Origin of the sequence: Vibrio halioticoli NBRC 102217, assembly GCF_000496695.1 — a bacterium.
Lineage (GTDB): Bacteria > Pseudomonadota > Gammaproteobacteria > Enterobacterales > Vibrionaceae > Vibrio > Vibrio halioticoli.
Genome location: NZ_BAUJ01000020.1, coordinates 25287 through 37869 on the forward strand (window position 1 = coordinate 25287; position 12583 = coordinate 37869).

Sequence of the window (12583 nt, forward strand, 5' to 3'; positions counted from 1 at the left end):
TGTTTTACCTTATGCACAAAGAGGAGAGTACCTTGCGATACTCTCCTTGGATTAAAGTGAACGGTTAATTTTGAGCACGCAATTGTGGTTTAGCTTTCTTCACCTTGGCACTGCGTAGTAAAGCTGCACCAACGGCTACAACAACAGCACCACAGAATACGAAGGCCATTCTTCCCCAGAACGGATTAGGTATTAGAATCATTGCTGAAACCAAAGCGCCAAAGACTAAAATCAGCTTGCCGAGCATATTGCGTTGCTGACGATCCATTTCATCTTGTCCTTCAGATTCAATTACCGGTGTTGCGACATCTTTCCAGAAGTGATTAAGCTCTTTTTCTCTTTCACCTACTGGCTCTTTGTAGAACTTAGTCGTTAAACAAAAGAAACCACCGGTAATTAATAAGTGTCCAATGATGCCATTCATAACGATAAGATCTGAAGCTTCACGGGAAGTGAATCCATGTTCTAGACCCAGCATATTGGCAATCACGTCTGGCGTGATAACAAAGCTCACAAGGTAAGAAACACACATGCCGACGACAAGAGTTGCCCATGCAGCCCAATCGGGTGTTTTCTTGATGATCATGCCGAAGAATAAAGGCACTAGGATCGGCATTTGTAATAAGGTACTTACGTACATCATTGCATCAAATAGGCTTAATCCACGTAGCGAGTTGATAAATAGCGCTACCATGATGATCAGTGCACCAAATATCACAGTGACGCCCTGGCTAACACGCATCAGTTTTCTCTCTGAAGCGTCTTTATTGATGATAGGGCTATAGAAGTTGCGGACAAATACGCCAGCGTTACGGTTTAAGCCAGAATCCATTGACGACATAGTGGCAGCAAATACCGCTGACATAAGCAAGCCAACCATACCAACTGGCATTACACGCTCAACAAAAACAAGATAGACAGCGTCGGCGGCTTTATTACCCAATTCACTCGCATGAACAAGCGCAGCATCAGGGTAGATAACAGCAGTAACCCAAGGTGGCATAAACCAGATTGCTGGGCCGATCAGCATAAGTACAAAGGCCAGCAATGCGGCTTTTCGTGCGTTAGTTGAATCTTTTGCAGTAAGAAAACGATAAGAGTCTTGCATGTTATTGATGTTTTGTAGCTGCTTTACAAACATGAAGATAAACCAAGCTACAAACAACAATGGGTAGTTCATGTCAGGCCCCATGATTGAGTTACTTGGAAATTGTTCAATCAGATTACTAGGACCGCCAATCTTGATTAAGGCTGCCACGGCACACACAACCGTGACTGCCATGATCACAACCATCTGCACAAAATCCGAAGCAACAACGCCCCATGCTCCCCCTAATACAGAAATAAAGAGAACAATAAGACCAGTAGCAACGATAGTGGTTTCGATGTCAATCTTAAACACTGCACTGACAAATAGGGCTAAGCCATTAAGCCAAATACCGGTGTAAACGATACTGGTCGGCATGGTTGCCCATGTGAATACTTGTTCGTTAGATGCACCAAAACGACGACGTACCCCCTCAATCGGAGTAACTACGCGCATTTGGCGGAATCGATATGAGAAGAACATCCATGACAGCAAGAAGCCAAAGGCATTTGCCATAAAGATCACCATAATAGGAAAGCCATCAGTAAAGGCTTTACCAGCTGCTCCGGTGAATGTCCAAGCACTGAACTGTGTCATGAAGGCTGTTGAGCCAACCATCCACCACAGCATCTTACCGCCACCCCTAAAGTAATCACTGGTGTTGTTGCCAGCAAAGCGTTTGAAAATGACGCCAATAGCTATCATAAAGATGAAGTAGACCCCAACGACGAGTATGTCTATGTTCATTATTCCCACCTGATATATTAATAAAACATTAATTGTTATTTTTTAAAACGATGGTTCATTATGTTTATTGGCGTGTTGTTCTTCGAGTTGTTCTTGTCAAAAGTGTGATCAATGAAACATTGTTTTATTTTTAATGTGTTTTTTATTACGACTTAAATAATTAATTTTGACTTTGTGTTGCCTGCCATCATGGGGAATGAACAACATTGAGCCGAGATTTAGATAAAAAAAAGCCACCTGAATGAGTGTTCAGTCATCCTTGGTGGCTTAATTGAAAACGTTTATACCAATCCTAGTTATTCGTTTTTGAAGCTTTTAATCACTGACGATGTTATGACAAAAAGTCTTTTCTCATCGGGGTGAAATTATCGAGAAGTACGCCTGCTTTTAAGCATGTACAGCCGTGAACGATATCGGGATTTTTGTACAGAGTATCCCCCGCTTTTACTATCCTGCTTTCGTCACCAATCGTAAATTCAAATTCACCTGATAGAACGTAAGTGATTTGTTCATGTGGATGACTATGTAAAGCACCGATAGCACCTTCATCGAAATGCACTTCTACGGTCATGATATTGTCTGAATGAGCGAGTATTTTTCGTTTTACCCCGTCACCGAGATCTTCTAACTCAATATTTTTATTATAAATAAACATGAGAAATCCTTATTAGCGAGATAACCAACCGCCATCAACAGCGATGGTGTAACCATTGATATAATCCGAGGCGCTTGATGCTAGGAACACACATGGACCCGCTAGATCTTCTGGTGTGCCCCAACGTGCGGCAGGAATACGTCCGACGATTTCCGCATTGCGTGATTCGTCTGCGCGAAGAGCAGCAGTGTTATTGGTTGCCATGTAACCTGGGGCAATAGCGTTCACATTAATGTTGTGGCTTGCCCATTCGTTGGCCATCAGACGAGTCACACCCATTACGCCACTTTTTGATGCTGTGTAAGAAGGTACGCGGATACCGCCTTGGAAAGAAAGCATTGAAGCGATGTTAATGATCTTTCCGCCTTGGCCTTGAGAAATGAACTGTTTAGCAACTGCTTGAGAGAGAAAGAACACTGATTTAACGTTGATGTCCATTACGTCATCCCAGTCTTGCTCTGTGAAATCAATGGCATCGTTACGTCGGATAATCCCGGCATTGTTGACCAATATGTCGATACGACCTAGTTCTGTAACCGCTTGGTCTACGATTGATGGGATATCATCCAACTTCATAAGGTTGGCACGAATATCAATGAATCTACGACCTGTCGCTTTTATTTTCTGAATCGTTTCTGTTGGCTCTACAATGTTTACGCCAACAATGTCACAACCGGCACTTGCAAGACCTAACGCCATCCCCTGTCCTAGACCAGTATCACAGCCAGTCACTATTGCTACTTTGTTTTGAAGATCGAATGAGTTGAGAATCATAATTAAGTCCTATGTGTAATCACGTGTGGGTACAACATTAAGTTGTTTATGCGACTACATTAAACAAATTAAACTTAACTATCAAGTAAAATGAAACGTTGTTTTATAAAAATAAGGCGGCGTTAATTATTCTGATGGGTGAGTGGGGTGGTAAAGAACGTCATGCCGTGAATTTATGGCGTCATGTTGCGTTTATCGTTTTGGAATACTGATATCGATGAAAAGGGAGATTGAGAGACTAAAGGGAGGTTCAATAGGCCGGTGGTTGAATAAAATGCATAAAAAAGGCCTTTCACGGTAGGTGCGTGAAAGACCAAAGTGGGGAGTTAAATATTGTTAGGAAGGAGTTTTACAATATTATTTACCATTTAGTTTTAAGGCAGAGAAGGTCACACTGTTGTAGTCGCCATTTTGTCTGTCGATAGTGATGTCACCAGTACCGGCACAACCTGGACCCCATACAGGGTGTTTTTCTTGTACACTACATTGACCGTATGCACCGGCTTTGAAGTAGAAATCATCTTCAGCATAACCTGTTGCATGGTCTTTCTTATCAATACCTTTGCTTAGGTCGATATCGTAAGTCACTGTATCGTGTCTTGCTGTTTTGAAAGTTAGGTGCATCATAGTGCCTTCAACTTTCACCGCGTAGCTAAATTCTTCACCAAGTGCGATACCTGCTTTACCTGGGGCAGCGGTGTTTTCCCAAGTGTTACCCCATACTGGGTATGAGATGTCTTGGCGATTTGGATCGTTTTTCGCTAGGTTACGCTCGTAGTTCCAGAATACTGAACCGTATTTTTGACCAGGGAATTTTTTGTAGAAAATTTTCAATGGTTCGTTGCCATGACCATATCCAGTACCTGCTTTGATCAGGTCATTGTGTTTCTTAGCGTGGATTTGACCTACAACAACAGAGAATGCTGGGTATTTTTCTGGATATTTAGCGTGAATAGAAACATGGTTAACTTTCAATGTTGCTTCTAACGTTCCACCAACAGAGCTGTATTGATCTGCTTGAGGGTGGCTAGATAGAGCCCACTGGTTTAGTTTTGAATCCGTTAGAATGTTATCGAAGTTAGCGCCACGAGGCATTTGACGCAGTTCAGAACGGGCATTCTTAGAGTTTTTAGTAGTAATAGCTTTGTTTTGTACTTCAAAAACTAGGTTACCGTCTTTATCAAGATGAAAGAAATCGTCGTGTGAGTAGCTAAGCATTGCTACGCCTTCAATTTCATCTACTTTGCCATCTTTGTTGATATCAGAAGGAATGGTGATTTTCCAGTTGGTCATATCAAACTTGTCAGCAGGCACTGGGTGAGAAACCCCATTGCTATTGATGTTGGCAAAAGCAGGTACTGCAAATAAAAGCGAACCAGCTATAACGAGACTCTTTTTCATAATGTAACCCCATGTATGTATTATTGTCATACATAATAGTTAGGTGGATTTAAAAAAAAAGCCTCTAAGTTAGGATATGTTTGTTTGATCACAAATTAAAATATATTGATTATCCGATCTTGATAATTGAACAATTGAGGTTATTGAGACCAGAAAATTGCCCCTGTTACGCTACTTGCTCAAGCAAACAAAATGAATGTGAATGTACATTAGATAATGGCATTTCATGTGATCTAGATCGATTGAGGATTGGGGTTACTATTGATTAATAGGTATGAGTAATTAGTGGTGATTAGTGCTTACGCTATGAAACTAAAGGTATTTCTTATCGGGATATTGAAGTGAGTTTTTGAACAGAGTCATTCACAGTAGGGTTTTACTAAGGTGATATTAATATTGCTCAATACAGTAAAATGTAATTTAGAGTGAAGTTGTATTTAGAGAGTGAATTAAATTCATTGTTTGAATAGATAGTGGTAAATAAAAATAGCGATTGAGCTCAATCGCTATTTTAGACTTGTACAACAATTACTCTTTGAAGACGTAATATATGGTTGCCATAGTACCAAAAACCAGTGCTAAACCTGTCGGTATGGCGAGAATTGCGATGGCTTCGTGAGCTGCGGATTTGCCAATCATTGGTGTGACAAAAGCCATTAATGTCCACACAAAGACGCCGTAACCTGATGCACCTAAGCCTGTCACTGTACTCACAACTTTTTTCTTTTTATCCGAGATGTTGCAAAAGCCTAGAGCTAAGATAGTCACTAGTGAGGCTGTACCCATTGCAGCAGAGTGTAGGTGAGCACGCTTAATGTAATCTTTGGCTTTAGAAAATGCAGTATCTTGATCTTTCACATTAGAGAAGTTATCGGCATGTACGACATAAACTTGTTCGTGAAAATAATCTTTCATACTACTATTTGCTGCACCAAATATACAACCTAGTCCATAACCGAACAATATTGTTAATAGACTCAACAAGACACCAATTTTTATCGGTTTTATATTCATATTTTTTACCCCTGTGAATGTTTATTTATTAACAATATTAACATTGCTAAAGTTGAGCATAGCTTACGCAACTTTACTTTTCGAATTTAGGCGAAGTTTTCTTTTTTATCATAGGGTTATTATTAAATATGAATTCTAGAATATATTTTATCTATTCTAGATAACGAGTGATGTTTGTATCTGTTTGTTAATAAAGAATATTATATATTCATCTTTCCTTAATCGTAAAAAGTTAAGGTTATAACTTAGGTTAAATTGGAGTAAGATTTTGTTTATAAGCAATATCTATTTCAGCAAATAAGGATAATTATCAATGAGATTTAGTGAGTACAAAGTGGTTCATATTGTAGAGGGTGGTTGCGGCACTATTTTGTTAGGCTCAAGTGGTTTACCTATGCAAAAAATTGAGGCAGAACTTAATAAATACGCACAAGATGGTTGGCAATTAGTGTTTCAAGTTATTGAACATAAACGCTTTTGGTTATTTTGGTCACGAGAAGCTGCCATCATTACTTTAGGGCGTTAATCTTGCTTAAGATTGTCTCTTTAGCATTGATTAAGCGTTATCAAGCAGGCGGTGGCTCTCGGCGATATTTTAATACTGAGTGCAATTTTGAACCGACCTGCTCTGAATATACTAAGCAATGTATTCAAAAGTATGGGGCTCGAAAGGGTTGGCAGTTAGGTTTGGCTCGGATTAAACGCTGTAGCCAACCTGATTTAGTTGAAAAAATCGTAGATAAGGTACCTTGATGCGTTTTTATGATTCATTGGAGAAGGTTGAGCATAAAGAAGAGCAACTGCGTTTACTGGTTGCTCAACTGTCTGATAGCCGTCGGAAATCTTATTTTCAGCAACAATCTAAACAGCTTAAAGATCCTGATACCTATGCCTGTTTAAATTGGTTTTTCCTATTTGGTATTCATCATTGCTACTTAAAAAGGTATTGGCTTTTTGTTGCTGAATTACTGGGGTCTATTTGGGCGCTAGTGGGGTCTATACTTGGAGATAGTTGGGGTGTTTGGTTTTTTATCGCTTTGTTTTTGTTTGAGCTGCCGCAGCTGTTTTTTTCGCAAAGAATCGCCAGAAACTATAACTATCAAGTGTCCTATCAAATTTACGCTGATTTGCAGCCAGGAAAGTAAAGGCAATTTGTGCAAGTGCATAAATTGCCTTAGCTCGTATTTAATGAAAGATAGCTTTTAGGCAAGCATCTGAATTGAGTTCAAATAACAAAGGCAATTGAGCATGGCTACAAGCCTCATTTAAACGCTGCTGAGCAGTAAGGATATTTTTTCTCCAGTTGTCATCATGCGCCCACATTTCTATCACTAATGGCACGTAACATTCGGTTTCTTTGAGGGTGTTAAAAATCGCGTTAAAGTTAACTTCACCCTCACCAATAACGAGATCTCTGAACTGTCCTTGGTAGTCAGAGGTGACTTTATACGTATCTTTTAAGTGAATCTGGGTGATATGAGGTTTACTTAATTTTAGCTCAGTGACAATATCATAGTTCCAGCCAGAAATGTTGCCTACATCTGGGTAGGCGGTAAAGTATGGTGAATTGATTTCTCTATTTAACACTTCAAACTTACTCAAAGAGTTTAGATAGTCAGTATCCATGATCTCTATAGCCAACATGACCCCTGCCCGCTCAGCAAGTTGAGCACAAAGCTTCATGCCTTCAATAAAACGCTGATGAGTCTCTTGATTCGCAGGCTCATAATAGACATCGTAACCGGCAAGCTGAATGGTCCGAATACCCAACTTATAAGCCAAGGTAATGGCTTTTTGCATGTGGATTACCGCTTGCTCTCTAATCTTTGGATCAGCAGAGCCAAACGGGAATTTTCTGTGAGCACTTAAACACATAGATTGCAGAGGAATCTGGTGTTTTTCACAAAGCCTTCTTAGCGTGTAGATCTCCTCATCAGTCCAATCAAGTCGACTACGACGTTCATCGGATTCATCAATCGAAATCTCTAAAAAATCAAATGCGAGTTGTTTGGTTGTGATGAGCTTTTCTTCCCAACCCATAGTATTAGGCAGTGCTTTTTCATATAGCCCTACACGATGACGTGATAAGTTTGTATACATATCGACACCTAATTCCAGTAGCGATTAATTTGTGCTTTTAACGCCTCTGCTGTTTGCTTGCCTTTGTCACCGGCAAGGGCTCGTCCTGCGATAAAGGTTTTGGCTTTGATGCCTTCAAATAAGTACAAGTCTTCTGGGACTATGCCGCCAGTAATTGATAGCTCGATACCTAACTCCGACAGGGCGCGCATTTTGACTAAGTCTTCTTCGGTCCAACCGACACCCGCAAGCTCAGCATCTCTAGAGCGATGATAAATGGCTTGTGAAATACCTAAATCAACCCAAGATTGCGCATCTTGCATGGTCCAGTTTCCATAAATTTCAATTTGGATTTCACCGTCAAATTTATCGGCCACTTTTTTACATGCATCAATTGTCGCGATATGAGCTGCTGCGGAAACGGTGATCCAGTCTGCGCCAGCTTCAAAGGCCATCTGCGCTAAAATCGCTCCGCCATCGGTTGTTTTCATATCACAGACCAGAATATGATTAGGGTGATTTTTACGTAGTGTGGATACTGCAGTCATCCCTTCAGCAAAAGCGAGAATCGTTCCAACTTCAATTACATCGACAAAGCTTTCAACGTTATTGGCTACCTCTATAGCTGCGGCTAGGCTGGTTTGATCTAGGGCGATTTGAATCATTGGTTTAGTCATGGGTTATCCTTTTAATTGTTCACGTAGTAGATGGGCTAAACCATCGCAATTGTTGTCTGTAGGGCACACTGTCTGTGCGTAAGATTTGACGAGATCGTCAGCATTTTGCATGGCAACGCCTAATCCTGCGTATTCGAGCATGGAGATATCATTGTGATTGTCACCGACTGCGATGACTTGTGAGGCTTGATAACCTAATCGCTCGACATACTCGGCTAGACGTAGGCCTTTATTGTTTCCTGTAGCTGAAAAATCAATTCGATTTGCCCATGAACGCTCACCATTAAAGTTGGCTTTTATCCATGAGTGTTGCATGAGGATATCAATGGATTGCTGATCGCCCTCGACGACAAATTTCCAGATATATTGGGTTTTATTGGCTGTTTCAATAAATGAGTCAACTCGATAAATATTGGGGCGATGCGCTTCGGGGGCGGTTTCTGCCCAACTTTCCAATGCCAACATATATTCAAATGGGTTGTAGTTGGAATAGGTCATGGCATCGGTGATGTACATGACCATTTTCAGTTGAAACCGCTCAGCTAAATCAATAAACGTTAATGCATTGAAGTGGCTGATGGCATTTTGCTGCAATATGGCTTCATTGTGATAGTCATAAATATAGGTGCCATTGCAGCAGATGATTGGAGTATCCAACCCCAATTCGTAGTAGTAAGGTCTGGCGGCAGTATGATGTCGACCTGTCACTATGACCACATGATAATCGCGCTTTATATCCGCAATAGCTTGTTTTACTTTAGGGTGGATGGTGTGCTTATCGGTCAGCACTGTACCATCAAGATCTAACGCTAACACTTTATACATAAAATTTGCTCTCATACATGGCGTTAACCCTTATTGGTTAATGCCTCTCCTGTCCGTAATAAGCATTTTCGCCATGCTTACGTAAATAATGTTTATCGGACAGTTCAGGTTGCAGTTTGATACCACTATTGAGCGCTCTGGTGGCAAGCGCCATGGCTGATATTTCCTCTAGCACTACCGCATTGTGCACGGCATCATTGGCGTTTTTACCCCAAGAAAATGGTGCATGCCCAGCAACAATGGCACTAGGGACAGTCATAGGATCAATGCGGCGTTGAGAAAACTCTTCAACGATGACAAGGCCAGTATTTCTTTCATATTCCTGAGCGATTTCAGTGTTGGATAAACGACGAGTACAGGGAATATCACCGTAAAAATAGTCAGCATGAGTGGTACCAAGCGCCGGAATATCTATGCCTGCTTGCGCCCAAATTGTCGCACTGCGTGAATGCGTGTGCACAACGCCGCCAACGTTGGGAAAAGCTTTATAGATTTCTATATGCGTTGCAGTGTCGCTAGAAGGGTTTAATTCTCCTTCAATGATTGCGCCATTTAGATCGACCACTACAATGTGATTGATCGTCATATCATCGTATTCCACTCCCGATGGCTTAATCGCAATCACGCCCAGTTCGCGGTCAATTTCAGAAACGTTGCCCCAAGTAAAAGTCACCAAGCCATACTTTGGCAGTTGTAGATTGGCTTTAAGAACGCGCTGTTTTAGGTTTTGGTACACAGAAGGTGTATTACATTCTGGCATGTTATCTCCTTAAGCGGCTTCGTCTTCCACTGCGGCAAGTGCAGCATCAATTAACTGAATGACTTCGTCGGTTGTTTTACAAGCTCGAAGTAAAGAGAAGTCTTCGTCAAATTCAATCAGGTTTGCGATTTGCATGGTGCCTTCAATATGCTCCTCGGAATCTTTACCAGCCAAAGTGACTAGCACATCAACAGGCTCATCAACACCATCAAAAAATACTGGGGTTTCTAAGACGGTTAATGCAAAGCCAGTTTTTATTACGCCATCTTCAGGGCGAGAGTGGGATAGAGCAAAAGCATCATGAATGCAGATGTAAGGGCCTTCTTCGGCGACGGCGCTGACAATGGCATCGTAATAACGCTCTTCGACAACATTGGCTTTAACTAAAACATCTGTGCCCAATTTAATGGCTTGCTTCCAATCATTAGCTTTTGCATTGAGTAGGATAGAGTGGTTGTGGATTAGAGATTCTTTTAAGTTCATAGTCTTACCCATCTTTTGATTTATTGTTATAGCTCAGTGGGTGAATCCCACTGAGCGGTTGTTATTTAGAATGACTACTTATGAAAATTATTTTTGATTAATGAAATCAGTTCATCACCAAAGGTTTTCACCATAATCATATTCTTCACTGCAAGTTGTTGTTTGCCTTCTGGTAGCCCAGTGATTTTTTCAGCTAGAGCGACAGAGGTGACAATGATGTCGAATGAAGAAAGGTGAGATTTATAATCAGTAATAGCGCTATTAAAGGTGGTGCTTGGAACGCCTTGCTTATCTAAATACTCTTTGATTTTCTTGGAACACATCATTGACGAGCCTTGGCCTGAACCGCAGCAGACTAAGATGCGAACCGGTGTTTGGTTTTCAGTGCTTACGCTTGATGCTTGTGTCGCTGTTGCTGCCTGTTGAACAGGTAGCTCAACTTCAATGCCTTCAGGGGTAACTGCTGTCATGGTTTGAGTTTCCATTTCAGCGTCTTCTTCAGCGCGCAGCTGTTTTGAAGCAAAGTACATGTAGACACCAGCAAGAGCCACAATAAGGAAGAAGAATAGACCTGAAGCTGACAGACCTTGCATTAGAGGAGGGAAGACTAATGCCCAATCGGCCATGCCCATCCAGCCATTAAACTCAGTACCTGATTGTGCAAAGATATGGATTGCCCAAGCCGAACCGACGACTTCGATAATACCCATCACAAAACAGATCTTCATTACCGCTTTCCAACCGCCGAAGTGGTTTGCGAACACACCTATGGTGGCGTTGGAGAAGAACATTGGGATGAAGCCTGGGATAATCATGATTGGTGCATCAAAGGCAAGCATTGCGAGTACAGCAGTAAACTGACCTACAGCGCCCCACATGAAACCGAATACCATTGCATTTGGTGAGTAGGCATAAATCGCCGCACAATCAATCGCAAGTACCGCATTTGGGATAAGTCTTTGTGAAATACCGTTGAAGGCTTCAGAAAGCTCAGCAACAAACATACGTACGCCAGTAACAATAACTTGGATAGCAACGGCGAACTTAAGACCGGTTTCAAAAATGTAGATTAGCCAATGTGTATTGCCTGCCATGTCTTGCAGGTTATCAAGGCCAAAAGAAAGAAGGATAATGCCGAAGAAGCCCGTCATTACAAGGGTAGTTGCGGCGATGCTGTCGTGGAAAATATGCAGCCATTTCGGCAGTTTTATATGATCAACGCTGTCATTTTTGTCGCCAAGTTTAGGTGCAACTTTCACCGCAATCCACGATGCAAACTGCTGTTGGTGACCAATGGAGAAACCGGCCCCGCCAGTGACTTCTTGGGTAGGTTTAAACATGATATTTGCAGAGATACCCCAATATAGCGCCATTAAAATAGCGGAATATACGATGGTTTCCCACATGCTAGTGCCAAGTACGAAGTAAAATACCGCAATCAAACCCGCTTGCTGGAACATGATGTGTCCCGTTAGCATGATAGTTCGAATACCGGTTATACGACGAAATGCAACCAGAAGGATATTGAGTCCTAACGCCATTAATACGGCGTATCCAACCCAAGAGTAGTTATCCCCCATGGTTTCCATGGTTGCCATCATGGTTGTATACGGGTCTATCACTGAACCTGTAAGGCCGTGAATTTCACTCATCTTCGCAATGACGGGTTTAAAACCTGCAACCAGTGTGCCGGCACCCACTTGTACAATCATGAAGCCGACAATGGTTTTTATTGAACCCGAGATAACAGTTGTTGCATCCCGTTTGAGAAGTATATATCCCAGACAAGTCACTAACCCAAGCAATAATGGTGCTTTGGTCATGACCTGACTGTAAAAAATATAGAAAATATCGTAAATGAACTCCATATCTTTACCCCTAATAATATTTGTTGTTTTTATGGTTTGTAGGATTTAGTTAGTATTTTTTTGCTCACGAACTAGACTTTAACAATCAAAAGTAATCATGCAATGCTCGATTGTGATTACTTTGATATGCATCAATTTATGCCCATAGCAAACGTCATAAACGAGATTACGATCACTGGAATACAGTTAAATTCAATAAAATCAATAACTTAG

The 12583-nt window shown here is 41.3% G+C and carries 14 protein-coding genes; 3 read left to right on the plus strand and 11 right to left on the minus strand.

The genetic code is table 11. The features are described 5' to 3' along the window. Positions 1-64: 64 nt before the first annotated feature. The 5 genes from VHA01S_RS07745 to VHA01S_RS07765 form a co-directional block, all read right to left on the minus strand. Positions 65-1834: a sodium:solute symporter family protein gene (locus tag VHA01S_RS07745; RefSeq protein ID WP_023403804.1), complete on the minus strand. Its 1770-nt coding sequence runs from the start codon at positions 1832-1834 to the stop codon at positions 65-67. A gap of 331 nt (positions 1835-2165) precedes the next feature. After that, positions 2166-2489, minus strand: a complete 324-nt coding sequence (locus VHA01S_RS07750; RefSeq protein WP_023403805.1) for a cupin domain-containing protein — start codon at positions 2487-2489, stop codon at positions 2166-2168. A gap of 12 nt (positions 2490-2501) precedes the next feature. Beyond that, positions 2502-3263, minus strand: a complete 762-nt coding sequence (gene kduD / locus VHA01S_RS07755) for a 2-dehydro-3-deoxy-D-gluconate 5-dehydrogenase KduD (protein ID WP_023403806.1) — start codon at positions 3261-3263, stop codon at positions 2502-2504. Positions 3264-3620: 357 nt separating this feature from the next. Then, positions 3621-4664 carry a polysaccharide lyase family 7 protein gene (locus tag VHA01S_RS07760; protein ID WP_023403807.1) on the minus strand — a complete coding sequence of 348 codons (1044 nt, stop codon included), beginning with the start codon at positions 4662-4664 and terminating at the stop codon, positions 3621-3623. Between the two features lie 528 nt (positions 4665-5192). Next, a complete protein-coding gene (locus tag VHA01S_RS07765) occupies positions 5193-5579 on the minus strand; it encodes a hypothetical protein (protein ID WP_240432728.1) in 387 nt (128 codons plus the stop codon). A 412-nt stretch (positions 5580-5991) separates the two neighbouring features. Here VHA01S_RS07765 and VHA01S_RS07770 point away from each other — a divergent pair, with 412 nt between their 5' ends. The 3 genes from VHA01S_RS07770 to VHA01S_RS07780 are packed head-to-tail and all read left to right on the plus strand — an operon-like array spanning position 5992 to position 6823. Then, a complete protein-coding gene (locus VHA01S_RS07770) occupies positions 5992-6204 on the plus strand; it encodes a DUF4177 domain-containing protein (RefSeq protein WP_023403810.1) in 213 nt (70 codons plus the stop codon). Between the two features lie 2 nt (positions 6205-6206). Next, positions 6207-6431 (plus strand): membrane protein insertion efficiency factor YidD, encoded by a 225-nt coding sequence (gene yidD / locus VHA01S_RS07775; RefSeq protein WP_023403811.1) that lies wholly within the window; start codon positions 6207-6209, stop codon positions 6429-6431. Beyond that, complete coding sequence (locus VHA01S_RS07780; RefSeq protein ID WP_023403812.1) at positions 6431-6823, plus strand: hypothetical protein; 393 nt, start codon at positions 6431-6433, stop codon at positions 6821-6823. Before yidD ends, VHA01S_RS07780 begins: the two co-directional genes overlap by 1 nt. 40 nt (positions 6824-6863) lie before the next feature. Here VHA01S_RS07780 and VHA01S_RS07785 read toward each other — a convergent pair whose 3' ends face one another. From VHA01S_RS07785 to VHA01S_RS07810, 6 genes are all read right to left on the minus strand, one after another. Continuing rightward, positions 6864-7778: an L-ribulose-5-phosphate 3-epimerase gene (locus tag VHA01S_RS07785; RefSeq protein WP_023403813.1), complete on the minus strand. Its 915-nt coding sequence runs from the start codon at positions 7776-7778 to the stop codon at positions 6864-6866. An 8-nt stretch (positions 7779-7786) separates the two neighbouring features. Continuing rightward, positions 7787-8434: a 3-keto-L-gulonate-6-phosphate decarboxylase UlaD gene (locus tag VHA01S_RS07790; protein WP_023403814.1), complete on the minus strand. Its 648-nt coding sequence runs from the start codon at positions 8432-8434 to the stop codon at positions 7787-7789. Positions 8435-8437: 3 nt separating this feature from the next. Continuing rightward, a complete protein-coding gene (locus VHA01S_RS07795; protein WP_023403815.1) occupies positions 8438-9259 on the minus strand; it encodes a Cof-type HAD-IIB family hydrolase in 822 nt (273 codons plus the stop codon). Between the two features lie 37 nt (positions 9260-9296). Further along, entirely contained in the window at positions 9297-9995 is a 699-nt protein-coding gene (locus tag VHA01S_RS07800; RefSeq protein WP_039970439.1) for an L-ribulose-5-phosphate 4-epimerase, read from the minus strand. Between the two features lie 33 nt (positions 9996-10028). Continuing rightward, entirely contained in the window at positions 10029-10502 is a 474-nt protein-coding gene (locus VHA01S_RS07805) for a PTS sugar transporter subunit IIA (protein ID WP_039970422.1), read from the minus strand. A gap of 74 nt (positions 10503-10576) precedes the next feature. Beyond that, positions 10577-12370: a PTS ascorbate-specific subunit IIBC gene (locus tag VHA01S_RS07810; protein WP_023403818.1), complete on the minus strand. Its 1794-nt coding sequence runs from the start codon at positions 12368-12370 to the stop codon at positions 10577-10579. Between the last annotated feature and the right edge of the window lie 213 nt (positions 12371-12583).